The sequence below is a fragment of the Blastopirellula marina genome (assembly GCF_002967765.1).
GTDB classification, from domain to species: domain Bacteria; phylum Planctomycetota; class Planctomycetia; order Pirellulales; family Pirellulaceae; genus Bremerella; species Bremerella marina_A.
Map to the genome: position 1 here is coordinate 699,900 of NZ_PUHY01000015.1, position 23,074 is coordinate 722,973.

General features: G+C 53.4%; 10 protein-coding genes. 1 reads left to right on the forward strand and 9 read right to left on the reverse strand.

The genetic code is table 11. From position 1 onward, the window contains the following. Positions 1-13 precede the first annotated feature (13 nt). The 8 genes from C5Y83_RS27340 to C5Y83_RS27375 form a co-directional block, all read right to left on the reverse strand. Complete coding sequence (locus tag C5Y83_RS27340) at positions 14-985, reverse strand: formylglycine-generating enzyme family protein (RefSeq protein ID WP_158262545.1); 972 nt, start codon at positions 983-985, stop codon at positions 14-16. Between the two features lie 109 nt (positions 986-1,094). Further along, on the reverse strand, positions 1,095-2,420 hold the full coding sequence (locus tag C5Y83_RS27345) for a DUF1552 domain-containing protein (protein WP_105332955.1): 1,326 nt from the start codon (positions 2,418-2,420) through the stop codon (positions 1,095-1,097). A 27-nt stretch (positions 2,421-2,447) separates the two neighbouring features. After that, the gene (locus C5Y83_RS27350) at positions 2,448-4,922 is read right to left on the reverse strand and encodes a DUF1592 domain-containing protein (RefSeq protein WP_158262546.1); all 2,475 of its coding nucleotides are present in this window, start codon (positions 4,920-4,922) and stop codon (positions 2,448-2,450) included. Between the two features lie 351 nt (positions 4,923-5,273). Next, a complete protein-coding gene (locus tag C5Y83_RS27355; RefSeq protein ID WP_105332957.1) occupies positions 5,274-6,722 on the reverse strand; it encodes a DUF1501 domain-containing protein in 1,449 nt (482 codons plus the stop codon). Between the two features lie 19 nt (positions 6,723-6,741). Further along, positions 6,742-10,041, reverse strand: coding sequence for a PSD1 and planctomycete cytochrome C domain-containing protein (locus tag C5Y83_RS27360; RefSeq protein ID WP_233207373.1), 3,300 nt, complete (start codon positions 10,039-10,041; stop codon positions 6,742-6,744). Between the two features lie 204 nt (positions 10,042-10,245). Then, positions 10,246-11,643: a DUF1552 domain-containing protein gene (locus tag C5Y83_RS27365; protein ID WP_105332959.1), complete on the reverse strand. Its 1,398-nt coding sequence runs from the start codon at positions 11,641-11,643 to the stop codon at positions 10,246-10,248. A 213-nt stretch (positions 11,644-11,856) separates the two neighbouring features. Further along, positions 11,857-14,550, reverse strand: coding sequence for a DUF1592 domain-containing protein (locus C5Y83_RS27370; protein ID WP_105332960.1), 2,694 nt, complete (start codon positions 14,548-14,550; stop codon positions 11,857-11,859). 194 nt (positions 14,551-14,744) lie between these two features. After that, a complete protein-coding gene (locus C5Y83_RS27375; protein ID WP_105332961.1) occupies positions 14,745-19,709 on the reverse strand; it encodes a neutral/alkaline non-lysosomal ceramidase N-terminal domain-containing protein in 4,965 nt (1,654 codons plus the stop codon). Between the two features lie 257 nt (positions 19,710-19,966). Between C5Y83_RS27375 and C5Y83_RS27380 the strand changes: the two genes are divergently transcribed. Further along, positions 19,967-21,172, forward strand: a complete 1,206-nt coding sequence (locus C5Y83_RS27380; RefSeq protein ID WP_158262547.1) for a XylR family transcriptional regulator — start codon at positions 19,967-19,969, stop codon at positions 21,170-21,172. Between the two features lie 172 nt (positions 21,173-21,344). Here the strand turns inward: C5Y83_RS27380 and C5Y83_RS27385 are convergent, their stop codons facing one another. After that, entirely contained in the window at positions 21,345-22,946 is a 1,602-nt protein-coding gene (locus C5Y83_RS27385; RefSeq protein ID WP_105332963.1) for an efflux transporter outer membrane subunit, read from the reverse strand. Between the last annotated feature and the right edge of the window lie 128 nt (positions 22,947-23,074).

Genomic DNA, 23,074 nt, shown 5'->3' on the forward strand with positions numbered 1-23,074 from the left:
ATGAAGATCAGGATCATCGATCGGTTGGCGACTCGGTTTCCACCTTGATAACGCGGAAACCGATGTAGCTGAAAGCGTCCTTGGCTTCAGCGAATGCGCGGACCGATGACCGGCACTGCAGGGGAGCCACATACCACGAACCGCCACGGAGCGATCGCCAATCGCCGTGGCGATGTTTCGGGGTGTCGTCCGGCCCCTGGGGATCGACAATCGGTTGGGGCTCGCTCCGCGAACCTTGTTGCCGAGCTAAGTCGATCATGTCTTTGTAGTAGCGGTCGGAGTACTTGTCGCTGCACCACTCCCAGACGTTGCCGTGCATGTCGTGAAAGCCCCATGGATTGGCGGGAAAGGAGGCAACCGGAGCAGTGTAGATGAAATGATCACCGGCACCCTCGTCGAGTCCTGCCGTGCGTTGACGTAGGACATCGTCTGGAAAAGCGGCGTGCAACGTTGAATCGGCTACGTTCGCTACCCCGTAAAGTTTGTCTGGATTCTCGCCGCACCAGTAGGAACTGCGGGTGCCTGCACGACAAGCATATTCCCATTCCGCCTCGGTTGGCAGGCGATAAGTGGCATCTTCTTTCTCGCCGAGCCAACGGCAGAATTCTTGGGCATCGTTCCATGAGACGCAGGTCACCGGGGAGCGGTCGGTTTGTTCAAAACCTGGCTTATGCCAATTGGTGCCAGCAACGAACTGAAAACGATCGAGTGGTTCTTCGGCGTCAGGCGAAAAGATGAATGCGCCGCCTGCTTTTTCTGCGTCGGTGTGATAGCCGGTTGCTTCGACGAACTTGCGGAATTGGCCAACAGTGACTTCAGTGGCACCAAAGAAGTACGGACGAGAGATCTTAACGGGAAATGCTGGGGCTTCAACGTAATCGTGAATCTCACGTTGATAAGCACTCGACTTGTGCTCGAGTTTCAACCGATGCTCATCGAGCATCCCCATCTCGAACTTACCTGATGAAACATGGACCAATGTCATGCCCAGGGAGTTTTCGGACGTCTTAGGGGATTGAGCGCTAACGGTGCTCGTCCCAAGATACGCTACTGCGACTACGGCGCTGACTATTGCAAGCGATTGCATCGACATCTCAGCTCACCAATTCCGAAATCACGCCAGTACTGTCCTGAAATTGTCCGTTCACTGGAACATTGATGCGGTCGAGCATCGTATGCCACACAGATGCTAATGGCACTTCTTGCTCAAGCTTCAGATGCCCCGCATGCTTTACGCCAAGAGCGGAACCACCACTGAGAATTGTCGGAAGATTATCCTTGCTGTGTTCGAAGCCCATGCCGCTGGAAAGTCCAAGGACGGTGCGATCTAGTACCGTGCTATCTCCTTCGCGAATCGATTTCAATCGATCGAGCAAATAAGCCCAGTGCTGCATATAGATCGTATCGACGCGAGCAAGTTCTTCGAGGCTTTGCGGATCATTGCCGTGATGCGAGAGAGAGTGATAACCTTGTGAAACGTTGAACTCAGGATAGACGCCTCCGGCTAGTTCCTTGCGAACCACGTACGAGACAACGCGGGAAGAGTCCGTTTGGAAGGCCAGGGCGATCAGATCGTACATCAGTTTTGCGTAGTCATCGTACAAATAGTCTCCGCTGCCTTCGGGACCTTCCATCTTCTTTTTGTATGTACCGTGCAAGTTATCGGTTTCGACGGCAGGCTTGGGCGTGTCGGCCCATTCCACACGGCGAGCCAATGACTTCTCGAGTTCGCGTACCGAGTTGTAGTACTGCTCCAGCTGTTCGCGGTCGGTTTGGCCTAGCTTCCCAGCAAGCTGCTTTGCATCATCCCGAACCAGATCGAGGATTGATCGACGACGGCGGAATTCGTTCTTCTCTTGAATCTTCTCATCGCGAGTGTCTGGTCGAAAGAGACGATCGAACACAACTTTCGGGTCGTTCTCCGCAGCGAGTGGTACGCCTTGCTCGTTCCACGAAATTGTCGCTAAGGCCTGGCTACCGAAGTTCGTACCACGATCGACCGACAATTGCAGCGACGAGAAACGCGTATCGGCCCCGATCACTTGGGCGGCGATCTGATCAGGGCTTCGCTGCTGCTTCTTCCCTTTCGCGATGGAAGTGCTAAATGGATAGGCTCCATCGTGCCCACCACCTTCCGATAAAAACGTGCCGTTGATGGCGGTGAATTCTCCCCGATGCTTCTCCAGCGGCTTAAGAATTCGCGAACTGGACGCCTCGGCACCTGTTTGGTCAGGCCAGAACTGGCGCATGTTCATACCGGTGCCGAAGTAGAACATGCCCATTCGCGATGGTGCCTCAGGCGTTGGCGCTGCGAAGACACTTTGTGGCATCATCGCTTCGAGGTACGGCAACGCCATCGCAACGCCCGTTCCTCGTAGGAAGGTGCGACGTGAGATCCAAGGCCGTTTGTGCAAATTCATAGACAACTACCTGTGGCTGCTGGCCGATTATTTGGTGCGAAAGGCTTCGCTCAGTACGATGCCATGGATGAGTGAACGGAGTGTATAGTCTTGCTGCTGCATTTGCTGAACAAGCTGGTCAACAAGGCCTCGATCCGATGCTTCGATCGGGCGGCCGAGCGCATAGATGAGCATCTTTTCCGCCAGGCCTCGCGCGAAGCGTTGATCTTGCTCACGTAATAACGATTTGAATTGACTGAAATCTTCGAACGACTTTCCATTGGGGAGCGTACCGGATGAGTCAATTGCTGGCGAATTCCTTCCTCGGAAGTCTTCGCCATCTTGCTGGGTTCGCCACTGACCGATGACGTTAAAGTTTTCCAAAGCAAACCCATAACAGTCGATCGTTCGATGACATGCCGCGCACGATTGGATTTGTTGATGCTGCACCAGCCGTTCACGAACAGTAAGTCGTTCTCCTTGAATGTTCGGCTCCACTTCGCCGGCGTTCGGTGGTGGCGGATTGGGGGGATCGTTGAACAGCACCTCTCGGACGTAAACACCGCGGTTCACTGGCTTCGTTCTTGTTCCATCGGAGCCTCGCAAAGCCACGCCAGCCATGCCCAGGAGACCACCGCGGGGCGAATCTTGCGGAAGCATAACTCGCGTGAAGTTGTCTCCTTCTACTCCCTCAATTTCATAGAACTTGGCAAGTCGCTCGTTCACCATCGTCCAGTTCGAATCGAGAAACGCCAAGGTCGATTCATCATTACGAAGGACTTGATCGAAGAAGGCGAGCGGCTGCTGAACCATCGCTTCGCCCAGTTTTTCGTTGTAGTCCCGATACAGACGAGCGTCCGGTAGAAAGTTGCGAAACTCGTTCGTCTTCAGCCATTGAGCACCAAATCCCCGAGTTAAGCCAGTTCGCTTTTCGTCAGCCAACATCCGATCGACTTGATCCAAAATGATTCCAGAGTCACGAAGCTTTCCCTCGCTTGCCAGTGCGAACAATTCCTCGTCTGGCATGCTCGACCACAGAAAATAGCTCAGGCGTGAGGCAATCTCCCAGTCATTTAGTGTTCTAGTTTCGGTGGCTGTTGATGGTTCAGTGATGTACAGAAACTTGGGAGAACAAAGCACCGCGACCAGTCCGGTTCGGACCGCATCATGAAATGAAGCCCCAGAATTGAGCTCGCTTTGACACAGTGTCACCACACGATCGACTTCGCTTGTGGTTACCGGTCGACGAAACGCCAGGGGGAGGAAATGCTCGAATATCTCACGCAGGTATTGAGCATCCTCAGTCGCTCCCTCGCCTCGAAAAAAGACGATCTCATGGCTTTTTGGCGGCCATTGTTCATAAAGCGGACCTTCGCATTCAAGCCAGTCAACAACCAGTTTCCGAAGCTTCGATTTGTCAGCTGCATCTGGATTGGGCTTACTCCAGGTAAGGTTTTCCAACTGCTGCCGTGATTGCAGACGCATGACTTGCTCGAAGTCTTTTGCCTCGCCGAATTCCTGCTGTTTTCGGCGGACGTCGTTGCCGACACGGCTCGAAATGTTAAAGCCAGTTTCGTTAACAATAGATACATTGTATTCGCCACATTTGGGATCACGTGGCACGAGGATCTCGTAGATCTCAGGCGTTTCGGAGACTTCTTTTTCTAGAAGTAGTTGCTGATCTGCGTTGGGATGGTTTTGTTGTACTCGCATGACGACCGGTTTGCCGTCTTCACCTGGTTCGCCCCAAGCGCGGACACGAATGCGATACATGCCTTCCACGGGAATCTCCTCCCGGAGACCGGGGTATTTCATCACGCCGAAGGATCGCGTCGAGCCTTGCATCAGGACGATCGCCTTTTCCTGGCAGTCGATTCCCGGCGAGGCACACAAGTAGCGTATCGCGCGGTTCTCAGCGATGTCCTCCATTTCCAAACGCATCTTTTCCGTCGGAAACGGCGGAGGACCGTCTACGATGGCCGCGTCTGCGATGCGCTGGGCAACTTCAAAGTATTTATCTAAGAGCGAAGGATCGAGCATCAACGCCACCGAGACCTTGTCGAAGCCTTCGGCCGTTCCGTCGGGCGGAAGAATCGTTTCAGGGCTCTCGCCAGGCAGGTATTTCAGGGCGAACAGATCGCGAACCGTGTTGGCATACTCGGCCCGATTCATTCGACGTAGGATTACCTTTCCCTGGGCACCAAGCTTGTTGCGTTCCGCATGGCGTAGCTCGGTTGCAATCCATCCCGCCACGGTGGCCACTTCATCAACACTAGGAGTTGCGGAGCCTTCGGGAGGCATTTCTCCCAGGTTAATCTTGTCCATGACCTCGATCCACGTGCTCGCAGTCGTCGCGTGGGAGAAGTCGGGCTTGAGATTATCGAGTCGCAAGTCGGCTTCCTGGGCCTCTGTTCCATGACATTCCACGCAGTAGGTCTTCAGGAACTTGCCAATCTGTGCGTGGTCGATGGGGCGGCCGGTGGTTTCAGATACTGTCTGACCAAGGGCAACAGAAGCCGACAACCAACTGGCCAAAAAAAACAAGGCAAGCGGCAGAGGGATTCTGGATGAGAACTTGGTCGCAAAACGACCAAAGGACGTCAATTTAGGGAATGCCATCGCGGATGATACGTATTGAGGGGCATATCAGTGAGAGCTCGCTTCTAGTTTACTCCATGCCGGAGTCGTCTATGAAACGATGGAAGAGCTCGATTCCATGATCTTATGATCCGAAACCGCAAATAGTTACGGTGCTCGCAGTGTAGACGAAACGATCGTCTAAGATCACGCTGACGACCCTTCCCTTAAAAGACACTTCAGGGCGTTAAGGGTAGTGAAAGCGATGTTGGTCAGTCGTTCGCTGAGTTTTGTCCCTTAGAAGTCAATGATTTGATGAATCGGCTTTCCGTGGTCGATTTCAAGGCGCTTTCGACCAGGAATTTCAAGCTGACGTGAGTCCAGACCCAATTGGTGGAGAATGGTTGCGTGGACATCGGTGACGTAGTGTCGATCTTCCACCGCGTGGAAGCCAATTTCGTCGGTTGCCCCATGCACCACCCCACGTTTCAGACCGCCGCCTGCCATCCAGACGGAAAAGCCGAAGATATGATGATCGCGACCATCCGCACCTTGGCTGCCAGGCGTGCGGCCAAATTCAGTGCAGAAGATCACAAGGGTCTCATCGAGAAGACCCCGTCGATCGAGATCTTGCAGCAGACCGCCTATCGGTTGGTCGACGGCTTGGGCGAGTCTGCCGTGATTGCTCTTCAAACCACTATGCGAATCCCAGGCACCAGCTCCACCGCCACCATGTTGAATCTGGATGAAGCGAATGCCTTGTTCCACCATTCGTCGCGCCGCGAGAAGCTGCATCCCGAATTCCTGACTATGTGGCTTATCGATCCCATATAACCCCTTGGTTTCGTCCGTCTCTTGCGAGAAGTCAACGATATCAGGGATCGACGATTGCATGCGAAACGCCAGCTCATACGAAGCGATTCGGGCCTCCATGGCCGGATCGTGAGGATAGTCGGTTCCACGAAGACTATTCAGTCGTCCGAGAAGGTCACGTCCAATCAGCTGGCTCTGGCGTGGAATGGGTTTACTTGGCTGGCTGAAGTCTAGCGGATTATTCGGATCGATCCGAAGAGGAACGGCATCGTGCGCAGGTCCAAGGTAATGACCGTCCCGCTTGTTCCAATACTCTCGTTTACCGATCGAGACGAATTGCGGGAGGTTATCATTAAGGGAACCAAGGCCGTAGTGCACCCATGCCCCAAGCGTCGGAAAATTGCCGTCGTTACGGTGGCGTCCGGTATGAAACTGAGTTTGAGCACCGTGGTTGCTATCGGTGGTCCACATCGATCGGACCACGGCCAACTTGTCGGCTTGACCAGCGATGTGAGGGAACCAGTCACTGATCTCAATGCCGCTCTGGCCATGCTTTTTGAAGCCTACTTGAAGCGGGTAGAGTGTGTTCCTTTGCTTCCCATTTCCATCGGGGGCGACCAGGCGTTCGAGGGCAAGTTTCTTCGGATCTTGCGTATCGGCAAAAGGTGTCTCGGCGATTGTCTTGCCAGCGTACTTGGTCAGCATCGGCTTCGGATCGAAGCTTTCCATCTGGCTAACACCGCCGTTCATGAATAGCCAGATGACGCTCTTGGCCTTCGGCGGTACATGAGGTTCGCCGGTTGGCGGAGCCCAGTCGGCACGAGCGATGCCGTCTCGGCCAAGCATCGCACCGAGTGCTAATCCCGTAAACCCTAGTCCCATGTCCGCCAAGAAACCGCGACGTGGAAGACCGTTAGATTCTGATTGAGTCATCTTCGTGTTTCCTTCGCGATCATCGAACGGTCACAAAATCGTTGTGATTTAGCAAGATCCAAACCAGATTGGTCCGAGCTTGCGAAACCGATTCACCAGCTTTCTCCTGCCACTCGGCTAAAGCGTCTTGGCTGGCAGTGAGTTCGTCTTTGCCTGGTGTGATTCCCAAGATAGTGACGAATGCCCGACGAATGAAATCGCCGTCGTCGGTGGCTTCCTGAGAAAGACGCTGTGAGATCTCTTGAGCTGCTTCGAGGACGAGATCGCTATTGGACATCGCGAGAGCTTGCTGTGGTACTACGCTTTGTTCACGCTGGTAACACTCGGTAACTTCCGCTTCGTCGAACATAAGGAGGAATAAGTTGCGTTCATTGTTGGAATGGAAGAAGTACAAACTTCGTCGCTTCGATTCAGATTGCTGTTCTGTTGGCACGGAAGGTCCACCCATGGTCATATCGAGCGTGCCGGCAAGGTAAAGCACTGAGTCGCGTACCGCTTGTGATTCGAGGCGCATCGGGTTGCGATGCCATAGAAAGTGGTTGTCTGGATCATTCGCAAGATTGAGTTCCCGTTCGGCGGTGGTCGAGCCCATGCGATAGGTCGCAGATGTGACGATCAGGCGGTGCAGATGCTTCATGCTCCAATCGTGTCCCATCAGTTCCGTCGCCAACCAGTCGATCAGCTCAGGATGTTCCGGCGTGGGACTGTTCCGTCCCAAATCGAACGGCGCTGCGGCGAGTGGTGTCCCGAAGTGTCGATTCCAGAGATGGTTCACGGCAACCCGCGCAGTCAATGGATTACGACGATCGGTGATCCAATGAGCTAATGCCGATCGACGCCCTGTGCTGGTCGAAGGAAATGTGATAGTGGGGTCATCCTTCCCTGTATTGAGGAAGCGGGTAGCGGACCACTGAGCCCCTTGAAACGGAGTAAAGGTCTCCTCGGGGCTGATCTCGGATGGCCTCACAGCAAGCTGCTTCTCAAGATGCGTTTTAGCCTCTGTGAGCTTCTTCTCGGCTTCTGCTTTTGTCTTCTCCGTAGCTTTTGAGAGTGTCTGTTCAGCGGATAGCAAGTCACGTTGGGCTTTGACAACGGCTAGTTCTCGCTCGGCAAGAATGGCCGCTCGATTACTCACGGCTTGAGCATCGACATCCGAGTTAATTGCTGCAGCACGCAATTCGACAGACTTCAAATCGGCTTGGGCGACTTTTAGATCGGCTTCCGCCAAAGCAAGTTGCTCCTTGGCGGTAGCCGTGGGAAGTCCGCTGGCGTCCTGTAAGGGAATGGAAGGATCGAGCGTGGTGACTTGAAATTCATCAAACGCGACCAACGCATCAAAGGTCATCAAGCGAATCGCTCCTGGCTGACGTGGTAGCGGCGTCCGCCAAGCGAGGACGTGTTCTCCGTTGATAGAAACATTGATTAGAGTTCCGCGAACTTTGACGTTCAGCGTGTACTCTTTGTCGAGATCCACGGAGTACGACTGACGCCCTGTGCCCGGATAATGTGACTTTCCTTGCTTAGAATAGGCCCCTTGGATTTTCGAGTCTTGGTCCCAATCGCTCAGATATACATATGAAAACGTGCCTGCTTGATTTCCTGGTGAAGCAAGCTGCGGCGTTGCTACGTCGAAGTCGAGGCCTACGCTTCGATAGTTGGTCCCACCGAGAACGCGAAACTTAACCACTGCTTCAAAGTCTCGCGGAACTTGTTCGAGCAACGTGACATCGTACCGCGTGGTGCCATCCGTCTTTTGAATAAGCTCCCCCGACGTATGCGACCAGCCGTCACCAGATAGCTTCCAACGCGTTAAGTCAAGCGTATCGAACGTCTCAACGATCGCTGCGAAATCGGCCCCCTCATTCGTGGCTACGAGGGATGGTGCTTGGTGCGTGGGTGATACTTTCTCAACTGCTGCCTGTCGTTTTGACTCAGCCAATTTCACGCGTGATTTCGCTGCGGTGATGTGGTTTTCAATCACCCACGGGCGACGACCTGGCTGCCAGGCTTGCCTTGGGAGGTCGACCGGCTGGACAGTGACCGGTTCAAAGGAAAGTAGCTCCGGAATTCCTGGTGAGATCAGATGCGATTTGTCGGGGTTTGATTCATCGCCGCGAACATAGAGGTAGGTAGGTGTTTCCGGCGAGCCATCGAAGGCACGAGGGATTCCATCTTGAGTGAGATTGGTCTCGCCAGAAACCATGTCCATTCGAACATGATACGGCTCGAAGAAAGCACGCATCTTATAATAGTCTTCTTGCGGTAATGGATCGAACTTATGGTCGTGGCACTTCGCGCAGTTCATCGTCAAACCGAGGAAGCCTTTGCTGACATGTGTGACGACTTCGTCCATCCACTGATCACGATTGAAGATGAAGTAGTTTCGCGCAAGAAAACCAGAGGCACGAAGTTCGTCGGGATCGTTCGGAGCTAATTCATCCGCGGCGAGCATCATCCGGACCATCTCGTCGTATGGGCGATCGTCGTTCAAAGATTCGACAATCCAATCACGCCAATGCCACATATGACGTTGGCTATTTCGCAGCTGGGCATTCAAGCCCCACCAATCGCTGTATCGCCACACATCCATCCAGTGCCGGCCCCAGCGTTCGCCGTAACGAGGATCCGCTAGAAGTCTATCGACGACCTTGTCGTACCAATCAGGCGACGAGTCGGCTTGAGCGGAGGCGATTTCTTCTGTTGTCGGTGGCAGGCCTATTAAATCAAGATAGACGCGCCGTAACAAAACCAATTTCGAGGCTTCGTCTTGCGGCTTGAGACCTTGTTGTTCGTGGCCTGCTGCGATCCAGGCATCGATTGGATTACGCACCCAGGTTTTGTTAGCCACCCTGGGTAAGGCCTTCCGCTGAATGGGACGAAACGACCAATGATCTTGAGGATCGCTTTCCGGAGCTTCATTTTCCGGTGCAGGTGCGCCAGCTTGAATCCAATGACGAACCAGGTCGATTTCGTGTTCTTCAAACGGTTCTCCCTCGTGCTCAGGCGGCATTCGCATTGAAAGATCGGTCGTTGTGATTCGATCAAGAATCAAGCTGGAAGCGGGATCTCCGGGAATTACCGCTTCGCCAGAATCACCACCGAGACGGATAAGTTCCGCCGTATCGAGACGTAACCCAGCTTCCTGCTTCAACGAACCATGGCAGGCGTAGCACCGCGCTTTGAGCAGCGGTTTCACCTTCGACGAATAATCCGAATTTGCTTCGTCGGCGGTAACAACGGATGCCGGGACAAGGCAGAGTAAAGTTGCCGCGAAAATGGCTCGTAGGCCGATCGTGGCTACGCAGGTGCGCTGATTCATTCGGCTGCTCCTCATCATCGAAAAAGGGAAATCGATGATGTGAGAGAGGGAGGGAAGGGGGGAGTAGGGGATAGGGCCAAATGAGGACTATTGTGGGTGCCAGAAACTCCGCCCTGACAGCCGCATTATCTTACCTAGTTCGAGGGAGGAATCCAAGGAAATTCAAGCTGGATGTTCATTTGCCGCGAAGGTGGATCAGCGTGATTACACGTCAGCGATGGTACCAGTGTTGCCGGCAAAGGTATCGGTCTCGACCCCCAGCCGCTGAAGCATGGTCACGAAGAGATTAGAAAGGGGGATATCTTCGTGATCGACTTCTTTCTGCCACGGTTCGGTTCCACCAAGCCAAGCCCCACCAGCAGGTTTCTCGGGTCCGTAATTGAGGTATTGCCCATGCTTGAAGCCCATATTTTTTCCACCTGCGAGAATGAGCGGATAGTTCCGTGACAAGTGGAAGGCGCTCGACGCCGAGCCAAAAAGAAGCAGCGTGTTGTCGAGCATGTTGCCGGCCCCGTAGGCATCTGGGGTCTCTTTCAACTTGCCGAGGAAACGACCATATTCCTCGCTAAGGAAACGGCAATATGTACCAAAGTTCTTCCAGCCATCAGGCTCTTTCGTATTGTGCGTCAACTGATGCGTAAGATTGAAGCCGACGGCCCGTGCGAGATAGTCACTTACTCCGATCGCATTCTCGCGCCCAAGCTGATAAGTGACAACGCGAGTCGAGTCAGTCTTAAATGCTAGATAGATCAACTCGAACATGGTTCGCAGGAATGTGCGAGGCTCTTCGGGAGTGATGTCGAGCTTTAAGTGATCCACATCAACGGTGGGAAGCGGCATGTTGACCCAACGTTTTGCCTTCTCGACACGAATTTCGGTTTCACGCACCGATTGCAGGTACTCGTCTAGAGTAGCTTGGTCATGGCTCGACAAGGTCTGCCGCAGCGACTTGGCATCGGCCATCAGGTCATCGAGTGCACTTTGACTGAGGGCCAAGCGTCGTGCGGCATCCTCGTCGCTCTTCACGAACAGCATGTCGAAGATCAACTTCGGACGGTGCTCGGCAGGAATGGCACGACCACTTCGATTGAACGACATAGTATGGGCACCGCGTGGGGTGCCTGTGCCACCGTCGGTCGAAAGAACTAGAGATGAAAATCGCGTTTGATCACCGACATGTTCCGCGAACAACTGATCGAGTGAGATGGAGTTGCGGTAGTCCCCCGCGGCACCGGTTGCAGCGCCGGTCAGGAATTGATCAGCGTTTGAGTGACCATGAATACTACGTGCCGCAGGATGTGACAGACCAGACAAAATGGTTACTTCATCCCGCAATGGTTCCAGTGGATCGAGGCACTTCGTGAAGCGAAAGTCACGCCCACTTCCGTGAGGAAACCAAGCCCAATCTTTATGAGCTGGATCTTCGGTCAGTGGCATGGGCACACCATCCGGCATGTAGAAACATGCCAACCGCCTGCGATTGGAATCGGTCGTATTAGCCGCAGCAAGACTGGAAAACGTTTCAAACCAAGGCAGCGCCAGAGCGATTCCCGTTCCACGAAGAAATCGGCGACGATCAAGCGAAGCGAGGTTGATGGACATCACGGTTACCTTCTCGAATCAGTTTGTATGGCAGCACTGCTGGGGTGGGACTTTTTGGGCAGTGCTTTAGGCCTGGTGGGCTTAAAACCTGAGTTCAGGACGAGACGAACCGTCTCTTTCTCGCGCGATGGTGGGGGGAGGTGGGGATGGCGATCGATTGGGGAAAGTTTGCGGGGAACAAGCTCATCGATCTACTTACAGGTTACACGAATTCTACTCTGACTGAAATAGATCACTGGCGACGATGAGCTTAATGGCGGTTGCCAATCCATCGCCTTGCTGGCGGACTTTTGCGGTGATCTGGTCGATGCTTGCCCGATCGCCGAACGTCAAAGGTCTTCCGAGGGCGTAGGTCGTCAATTTGTGGACAATTGCTTGGGTGAATTGATCCTGGCGATCTTCCAATAGGTAACGCTTCAGACCATCAATTCCGTCCAATTCTTGCTTGTTGAACAATTCGCTCGATGCATCGACCGGCTTCCCTTCCACTTCGGTGCGCCAACGACCGACTGCGTCGAAGTTCTCGAAAGCAATGCCCCAAGGGTCGATCTTCGAGTGACACGATTTGCACGCAGCTTGGTCGCGGTGGTTTTCGATGCGCTGCTTGAGCGTCAGTTTGGCAATCTCGGGATCGGCCAAGTCAATGATTGGTACGGCCGCCGGGGGTGGGGGAGGCGGATCATTCAACAGGCTTTTGAGCACCCAGATACCGCGCTTCAACGGATGCGAATCTTTACCGTCCGAGTTCATCGCGAGAAGTCCTGACTGAGTAAGCAGGCCCCCACGCTGACTGTTTGCATCAAGCTCGACAAGACGAAATTCATTGCCGTCGATGTCCTTGATTCCGTAATGCACCGCTAAGCGTTCGTTCACAAGTGTGTAATCTGCATGAATGAAGTCGAGCACACTCCGGTTGTTCTGCAGCACCTCTTGAAAGAAAACGATTGGCTCTTCGAGCATCGCTTCCTTTAGCTCTGGATCGAATTGTGGGTATGCTTTCTTGTCGACATTCAAGTAGTCAAGCAATTGCATCCCTAACCACTGGCGGACGAAATGCTCAGAGAAACGACGCGAGCGCGGATCGGCCAGCATTCGTTCGACCTGAGCATCCAAAACTTCCGGATTGCTGAGTGTTCCCTCGCCCGCCAGATCCAGTAACTTCTGATCGGGAATACTGCACCAGAGGAACATCGAGAGACGCGAGGCGAGGTGATAATCCGCTGCGGAAGCGGTTTCTTCCGCAGCTTGACTTGGACTGGAAAGATAAAGGAATTGGGGAGACGAAATAACCGTGGCTAAAACCTCGGTCATTGCCTGCTCGAAGTCGTCGCATTGTGGGCGAATCGTCGAAAACAATTTCAACTTCTGGGTGATCTCGGCTTCCGTGATCGGGCGACGCCATGCCTTAGGCATGAATTCGTTCAGAATCTCCGCACCGTATGCCGTTTCATCCGACTTGTATTCACTATCGATGAAGATTCGCTGATGTGACTCTGGAGGCCATTGATCATATACGTTCGCCGAGACGCTTACATGGTAGATCTGGACTTCGGTTGCCGATAACGAACTGTTCACCAATTTGATGAATTCGGAAGGGCTCGGTAGATCGCCGAGCTTGTTGATGTGACGCACCGAATTACGGGGCTGAACTTCACTGAGCGGAACTTCCCATTCATAAAACATGGGATTGTCGGGATCGGCATCAATAACCTTGTCAGGGCCGCCGACTTGTACCGCAGCGTACGAGTCGTTGCTGGCTTGCCACCCGAACTCAAGCTGCAGACTTGGTAGCCGAGGATTATCGAGCGACTTACGCGAGGCGAGCACGCGTACCCGAAGCGTTCCTTTTTCTGGGATTGTGTCTCCCAATTCGACAATGAGACGCTTCTTGCGAGGGATAACAGCCACGACCTCTGCTGTGTCCGATGGTTCGGTGGGCGGTTGCTCGCTAGGTTTGCGAGCATAGCGGGCACTGTAGTACGCCCACTCTTCACTGGCGGTTTCACCGGATGTCAGATTGAGGTAGTAGGTATCACGGGGAACAGCGTTGGCGTTCTTTAGCCGTTTCTCTAGCGTCTCCGGATCATCCTTGAATTGCTTTTTAAGATTGTCGATTTGTTTTCGTTTCTTATCGAAATCAATCTCAGCGGCCGCTTTCATTGCGACATCCCAATAAATGGGAGTGGGTTTTTCGCCTCGAAAAATCGCCTTGCTCAAAGCATTGTTGCCCAGTTGGCGATACGCTGCGAACTGAATCGCCGACATCGTTAATGTTTCCGAGCTGTTCTGAAAGCCATCTTCAGAAGCGGAGTCTGGCGGCAAGTCACGGCCAAATTCGTACGGTAGCCCGAGTAGATCTTGCAGGGCGTAGTTGTATTCGTAGCGAGTCATCCGACGAAACGACGAATGACCTTCTTGCGCGCGACGAAGTGCCGAGGCAACCTGAACTTCGGAGGTCAGCCAATCAACGATTGCGGCACGGTCTTCATCGGAAAGTTCGCCTTCGTCGGGTGGGGGCATTTCGCCTTTGCTCACAGCGGCTAGAACTTCCAGCCACCAGGCAACGTCTTTTCCGTGCACAAGATCTGGATCAAGGGTATCGATCCGAATGTTCCCCTCTTCCGCGTAGGGGCCATGACAATCGACACATGCCTGAGCAAGCATCGGCTTGATGCGTTCTTGAAACTCTTCCAGCCTAGGCTTAGGGGCCGTGTCGCCTGTCGGTGATGGTTGGTAGTTCCGTAAGCGGGAATGAAGACGCCCTGATTGTTTGAGCTGTTCGAGGGAGGGTAGCTCGATCTCTTCCGGTGTCGATGAACCTGGCGAAGCATCGGCGGCGTAAACCGCGGCAGGTAGGAGGAATGCGATGTACAACGCCAGATAGCAAATGGCTTGTCTAAATTGCATTTATTCAGAGTTTTTTGGCTTGATGTTTGGAGGCGGGAGTGCCCTTCTACTATATCAGATTCCCCCGCAAGCCTTGCAATATTTCTGCCTGAATAATTATTGGCCAGTCACAACAGACTCGTAGGATGGGCATTTCGCTACGTCAATACACGCCAAGCCACAGAACCACTCTCACGGTCAGAATCAATGAAAGACTATTCAGACTGGGAGAAAACCCGCTCAGCCGCAGAGCAAATCACTCGATTGGGATGGGCGACAAGTCCATCACGAATTGCGTCAGGGACGGCTTTGGGGGAGATGAGCCCCTCGTCAATGGCAGTCAATAGGTACTGCTTGTTCCCGTCAACTCGCAACAGTCCTCGCTGCGCAAATCCTTTGAGACGCTCAGGCAGTTCGTTGTAGGCCATGCATAGAATTACGGCCGCCTCTGGGTGCGGAGCATCTGCCAGTCCGTCGATCGAACCGTGAATCAGATCAATCTGGTTATCAGGTTGAATGTATTTCGACAATACGGGCTTCGCTGCTTCCCATTGAGATAGGGACAGCAGTCGTAGTGCATCGTATCGAGTTCCACTGCGAACATTTGTATCTTCGGCTTTCTCGAAAGCCATCTCCAGGGTGCGATTCCACCGTCGTTGCAGTTCTTGATCTTCGTTCAGCACGGAAGCAAGCCGCTTCTTCGGCCAGACGTCAGATTCACTGATTCCTTTGACAACGCCAGTTAATGCAACGGTCTCCCAGTCCTGTAGTGGTTCAGATGACATCGGAACCACGAAACGGAGAATTGCGGTTATCTCATCAGCATCGTTTCGACCACCTGCTGCGAGGGTGGTGTGGAAGATCGCAGGTATCTCTTGGTATTCGTCGGTACCGTCCAAGATGACTTGATGACTATTGGCAAGTTTAGCTACCGAATTGAATTGTGGATCAATCTCACGTGAAGATGCTGGCCCTAAGCGAGTCGCTTCCAGGAATGCGAGCAAGTGCTTTGTGGTATCAATGGATAGAACCTGCTCGAGCCCTTCTGGCATCAATGATTTACCCGTACCTTTGAGTAACTCGATGTCAGATCGTAGAATTCGCCGCTCGACGCCAGATTTCTCTTTCAGCGTGATCGATTGATTTGACTCGGATGCGAGGATGCCACTCAATACACGACCATCTTCTAAGAGAACGGAATAGGTTGCATAACGACCATCAACCGCGGCGTTAGGATCGAGAATTGCTGTTAGCATGAATTCTTTCGATCGATCGGTCAGTGATTTCAGGTCGGGGCCTACCGCGGAACCAATCCCTTGATATCGATGGCAAGCGGCACAATGTTGCTGGAAAACTGCCTTACCTTGCTCCACGTCGCCACCGGTCAAATCAGCTTGGCGAAAGATTTCTAGTTTGGCACTGATCTTCGAGTTGGAAGACGAAGAGAACAGATCGATCGCGCGCTGTCGAATCTCGCCATCGGGGTGCGTTGTCAAGGTTTGCCGCTGCGTGAGATCAATGGTGGAAAAGGGAACCGTTCCGTCTTCGAGCCGATCCAGTAGGAACTTAGACATCTGGGGACGTGTCGTGAGTTCATTGACCGCCAACGCTTGCATGGCAGGGGGGAATGAAGGAAGGCGATCGAGGATTGCTGCGGGGACTTCTGGCGAAGAAATGCTGGCCAGGGTCTTCAGGGCTTGCTGCTGGACAACTTGCGGCTCCTGGGGAACGAGAAGCGGTGTCAGCAAATGGACGGATACTGGTGGTTTTTCTAGATGAGTGACGGCGGAAATCGCTACTGTACGATCGGCTGGATCCGCGCCAGCGTTCGTCACAATCGCCGAGAGCTGTTCCGGCAAGTCGTTTAAGTCATCGTACTTGTCGAGTGCGATTTTACGTGACGCCAATACTTCAATGAGTCGACCGATGGTAGCCAATCTTTGTCCGCTCAGTGGTCCACCTACATTAGCCAGATACGAAGCGAAAGCTTGGCTCGCAACCGCAGGTGTCCCGATTTCTGCAGCGAGAATAAAGAGCTTGTCATGCTGGCTCAGCTTTTCCTGAGGCTTTTCTAGTAATCGGTCGAGGATCGCGGCGATATTCTCGGCGTTGACGCTGCTTTGTAAAGCAAGGTGCAGTGCTGGTTCCGGTGCGTCGCCGGTCAGCAAATCAGCTAAGTGATTTGCCGCTTCGCGCGAACGACACGATCCTAGCGAGAATGCTGCCTGCATTCGAACACTCGGAGCAGGGTCACTGATCGTCTCTAAGAAGTTGACCTCTAGATCGGGAAACGTCTGGATGTGATTTTCTGCGAAGCAAATAGCAAGTCGCCTTACCGCTGCATGGGAATCCTTAAATGCGTTAGTGAGATCTTTCCGATCAATACTGCCCATACCTTCCAGAACGCTCAATGCGTGGAGCCGACCTTGCGGCAACTCGAAGCTTGTAAGCCGCTCCTTCAATCGTTTGACGATCGACGGATCTTTTCGCCACAGTAGTTCTAGGTGAGCTTTGTCACGTAACGTGCCGTTCGTGGAGTCCAACAAGTCAACGAGCTCCTCGCTTGACATCTCGCGAAGATTCGGGATTGGGCTGGGGGTCGTATCCTTCGGTATTACGCGATAAATGCGACCGCGTGTATCTCCGGCACGTAGATCGAGATCTGCTTTTATCTCATCTGAGAGAAACTTGGGATGCTCGATCACGTACCGATACATATCGACAATCCACAGCATTCCGTCAGGACCCGTTTGTGCCTGGACGGGGCGAAACCAATTGTCGGTCGACGCCAGGAATTCTCGATCCTGCTCCTCCATGGCGCGGTGACTAGTGATTCGACCCTTGGAGTAATCAAGAACGCGCCGATGAACGAGTTGGTTGACCGGTTCGCATGAGAAGGTGTTGTTTTGGAAATCTTCGCCAAATATCGAATCGCGATAGATACCGAGCCCGCAAACAGAAGTGGGTGTACCGACGGCACCGCTTAACTTGAACCGGATCGTCTCTCCCAGCGGAAGCAGCATTTCGCCAGCGGCCAGTGAAACGATCGAACCAGGGGGCTTCAGTTGGGGGTTACGTTCGTAATAGCGTTCGCCAACGGGGTAGTGCATCAACAAACTTCCATTAACGCAGCCGAACCAGTTTCCCCAATCGTCTCGGGCCCTACCTTGCTGAGTACGGCCAGCGACTGCTTCGACTTCGCCCGTATCAGGGCGAAATCGAAAGTCCCGATTCTGGGTATCAACATCTGAGCACGTTTCCGATTGCAGCATTCCTCCGAATAGCCCGCCCGCGCCGTAAATCCAATTGTCGAGTCCAAGCGAAAGTCCATTGACGCGGGCCTGATAGTTGTGCGTCGCGAAGCCCCTAAGAATCACACGTTGAATGTCCGCGCGTCCATCGCCATCGGTGTCCTCGGCATAGATAACGTCGGGCGCCGCGCAAATCAAAACACCGTTTCGCCATGCCATGACTCCGGTCGGGTAAGGAAGCTCGTCAAGGAAAAGGGTGGAACGATCGTAGGTGCCATTCTGATCGGTGTCCTCAAGGAACTTGACTTTTCCGCCTCCGTTTGGCTGACCATCGACACCCATAGGGTAGTCGTTCATTTCAACAACCCACAGCTTTCCGTCTTGTCCGAAATCAATTGCCACGGGATCAACGACAAGCGGTTCGGCAGCAACTAATTCCACGCGAAATCGATCGCTGAAATGCATCTTCGAAATCGCGTCTTCTGGTGAGAGGGGTGGGCTTCCGCCTGTTTTAGGGTGGGGTTTCCAGGTTTCCGGTTCTCCCAACTGGCGATCAACTTCTTTGAGAATCAACTTCTCCAGTCCGGGGGCGAATTTGGTTGGCTGGTTGTACCAGACCATCGCTCCGCCACCTTCGTAGCCTCCTTCACGAAGAATTCGTTCTGAAGGGACATAGCAAGCAACGTCGTTAGAGTAGGCCGAAACCCACAGTCGTTCCGGATCGTACTTACTTTTGATCAGCAGGGCGTAATCGACAACAACTTCGTCACCCAAGAAAACCATGGCCAGATCGCTACCAAAACACCACGTCTGAACGGGGTACTTCAACGTCTGCGGCAACGAACCTTGCTGGCGAAGTTGTTTGAGTTGACGCAAAGCATGAAAGCCCTCGATCCCTTTTTGCTCAGCTTTGGCTTGCCAGGTAGCCTCGTCAGGGATTTCGTCGAAGGGAAGCTCGATCTGTCGGAAGCGGATGCGAAGCTTGCCTTCGACGAGCTTCAACTTCGTTGCTAAAATGCGATCGACCTCGACGGCAAGTTGCTTTCCTTGACGTTCCGCTGCCTCGATACCTCCCTTGTCACTGGGATTCTGGTCGCCGGCGCAGCCGATTGTGGTTAAGCCGATGAGGTCGGGATTCATTCTCTCCAACTCTGCGACCGCGCAGCCAGCCCAGTCGCCTGTCATTTGAATTCCGTTACTGGCGGCAACGCAGTGACATGCATAGTTGGAGATTACTGCGAACGGTGTGCCTTGGAGATCGGCAGCAACCAGGATAGGGAGATCATGATCGACGACCATGCCGTTACGGCGATTGATGGCGAAGTCGACCGTGCCTTTGCCATGCCACAGATGTGCAGGCTGGCGAGCCAAAAAAGCTTTGGAGGCGACTTCAATAAGATGCTGTGTCAACTCATTGGTGTAGCTATCAACCGCTTCTCGCTCAGCACCTGTCATCTCGCGAATTAGCAGGTTCTCTAACATCCCACTAAGCATCGGTCCGCCATGCGTGTGCGAGGCACTTATGGTGACACGCTCCGGCGAAATATGATGCTTTTCTTTGAGAGCTGCGACCACTTTGTCACGAATGATTGCCGGAACACCACAGTTGTCGACCGTGATCAAGATCGCTGGTTCGCTATCGGAATCGGAAACTGCGAACGCCCTGGCCCATAGTCGGTGACGCACGTTCAGTTGCAGTTGATGTTGGCGGGCCGCGTAACCGCTAAGCAGTATTGGATTTCTCGGTGTGATATCTACCTTGGCCGCGCCCACCTGACGAGGCCGGGCGTAAGATGGGGCAATATGAACGGCTTCTTCTTTATCTGCACCAACGCTCGTACATGTGATGACAGCCAACGCGAACAAGGCAATCATTTGACGCGACCAAAACGAAGTTGCACGTCCTGTTAGGAAGGACAATAGCATCATGAATAGCTTCTTTCGAAACGGCGAGTGCTACCGGGACGGGAGCTTGCGTTGAGGCGGCGGAGCAAAGGCGGGCTAGGGCGAGGAACGGTTCAAGTTACTTCATTGCGACGGACATGGAAACTACAATCCTCTTCCGGCTGTCCGATGATTTCACCATGTTGAGGTTTTTGGAAGCTTCCTTCAATACTTTTTTCCGACGCGTCGCTTTCGAAAATGCGACAGACGCGTTGCTTCATGTTTCTACGGTTTTAGCTTTGATGTCGACGAAGAAAAAATCAATACGCGTACCGCAAGTGGCCCTTTTGATCGAGACATCCAAGTCATTTGGACGCGAGATTTTATTGGGAATTGGACGATATTCGCGAATCCAAGGTCCATGGTCAATTTTCGTCGACGAGTTTGGCCCTGGGAGCAAGCTGCCTGGATGGCTAAAAACTTGGCAAGGTGACGGCATTATCATGCGGGCCCGCAATCGAAAAATAGCAAAATCGGTCGCGGAGCTTGGAGTACCGATTGTCGATACATTGCAACCTTGGCCGACGCTTGAGATTGGTGGCGTGTTTACCGACGACGAAATGATTGGGCGTTTGGCTGCCGATCATCTGCTCGAACGGCGTCTTCGTGATTTTGCCTTCATCGGTGTGGAAGGAGCTCAATGGTCACGTACGCGACGCGATGGCTTTGTGAGCACAATTAAGCGTGCCGGGTTTGATGTGTTCATTTATTCTCCGGTTTCGCGTCGTCGATTTCGTGAAAGTTGGGAAGGTGGTCAACAAGATCTGGCAGACTGGCTGGAGGGACTGCCGAAACCAGTTGGGCTGATGACGGCGCACGATATGCGAGCCCTGTGTGTGTTCGATGCCTGCCGACGACAGGGTATTTCGATTCCCGAAGAGATTGCGATCATTGGCGTCGACGATGACGAAGTGATCTCTGCGATGGCCGATACACCGCTATCCAGTGTTGGACATAATGGCGAACGTATCGGCTTTGAGGCCGCGGCCTGGCTTGATCGTGTAATGAGAGGGAAGGGGGCCGCCAACACCATTCATTTGGTACCTCCTCGGATGCCCACGATCCGGCGTTCGACGGACATCGTCGCCGTCTCGGACCCTGCGCTGGCGAAATCTTTGAAATACATCCGGGATCGAAAAGGGAATACGACCGTTCAGCAAGTTGCTAATTACACTGGCTTATCCCGCCGTTCGTTGGAGAGAAAATTTGCTGAGAACATTGATTCTACGCCGCATGAACAGATCGCCAACGAACGCTTGAATTACGCCAAGTTGCTTCTACGAGACACCAACTACTCGCTCGAATCGATCGCCGAGCAGATGGAACTTTCCAGCGCTTCTTATCTGAGCACGTTCTTCAAAGAGCTAACCGGCATCACGCCAGGTGACTATCGGCAACAAACGCGAGTAAGCGATCTATCAGCGGATTACTATCCGGTGAGCTATTAGTAAGCACCTAGCAACTCGGGAAGAAAGATCCGACTTTTTGGCACGTTGCTTCTAAGAATCACGCATTGAACTTTGACACAGCCAAGTGGTCGCCAAGAGGATTGCTGCGGCGCTGAAAACATTCGTGAACTGGTTAGGCGGCTTTGGGTTCCTTTGAGGCCGTCTAATGGTGTTATTGTGTTGCGTCGCCACCGACAGGATTTTCCAGAACCTGATCGATGGGCAGTTCTGGCGTTGCTGGAGGAGCCTCGATTTCCTCGGCTTCTGCAGTGTTGTCGGGCGATTCGACGATCGGTTGTGATAGGTAAGGAGATGGCCAACCACCGCCGAGCGAGCGATAGATTGCCACTACACCTTGGGCGACGTTCCCTTTCGCTTGAGCGGCGGCAACTTCCTGCTGGGTCTTGGTGTTTTGAACGCTAAAGACCCGGTTGAAGTCAATCTCCTCCCCTTCCTCGAACTGCAAGGTAATTAGCTCATTGGTTTTGTCGGCCGCTTCGGCAGCTTCCAGCTGGAGGCGAAGTTGCTCTTGCGATTTGAGGAACTGAATAACGGCATTTTCGGCTTCCAGGTTGGCGTTCAACACCGTCTGTCGATAGGCGGCCAGCAACTCCTGGAACCTGGCGTCCTGGAACTGGATATTTCCTGTGATGCGACCGTAGTTCAAAATATTCCAGTCGAGATTAGGACCGACCGAACCGAACCCGGATCCACTTCGGAACAGTTCCTTAAATTGATTTCCACTTCGTCCGACATTTCCAGTGATTGTAATGTGTGGATATAACTCAGCCTCGGCGACACCAATCAACGCACTTTGCGATGCGAGCAAACGTTCGGCACGGCGAACGTCTGGACGTTGCAGCAGTGTTGCTGCAGGAATTCCCAGGGCGATCTCCGATTTGACGTTGGGAATATCTCCTTCACCGAGCATCTCCTCGATTGCTTCCGGGGGCATGCCCAGCAAAATGCAGAGTTGGTTCTGCGATTGCCGGAGGGAAGTTTCAACGGCCGGGACAAGAGCTTCGGTCTGGACAAGGCTCGACTTTGCCTGTTGCACGTCGACTTGGCTCGATTCGTCGTTTTGGAATCGAATTTCCGTCAACTCGTAGGTCTTCCGTTGGTTCTCGACATTAAGCTTGACCAATTCGAGCCGCGTTTGCAGCGTGCGAATGTCGATGTACGTCGCGGCAACGTCGGCTACCAATGTGACGACAACATCGCCGTAATCGTAGACAGCGGCGTCCAGATCAGCGTCTGCCGATTCGATCGCGCGACGGTACCGACCCCAGAAGTCGATCTCCCACGCCAGGGCAAACGAGCCTTGCCACGTGCTGAAGTGTCGGTCGAAGCCGGAGCCAGTTGTCAAATTGTGTGCGTAGCGTGCGGAAACGCTTTGCTGCTGAGGAAAGAAGTTGCCGACCGTGATTTGACGCAGTGCTCGGGCCTGCATAATGCGGGCACCAGCTTGCCGAACGGTAAGATTCTGCGAGTATGCCTCAGAAACGAGCTGGTTCAGCACGGGGTCGTGAAAAGAGTCCGACCACCAAGCTGTGGCGTCCACAGGATCGTCCAAAACCCGCTTGTCATCCGCGTCAATCCAATCCTGTGCCACAGGCGCGGTAGGTGTACAGTAGTTCGGCCCAACCTTGAAACCGTTAGCGATCCAATCTCTAGGGCTAGTGCAACCCAGGCCGACCACCGCAATCAAGGTGAACAACAGTGCCACAGTGGGGCGTGTAAGGCATGTTGTGGGCGGTGTCGACACAAATTGCATCTTATTTCTCTAAAAGCCAGCAAAACAGGAAAGTACCGCACCGTTAGTAGCATCGGAGAAGGCGGTTCGACTGGTACAATCAAACGTTCCCTGCCCGAAAAGCTTAACGTCGCATGCCCCTATGAGGC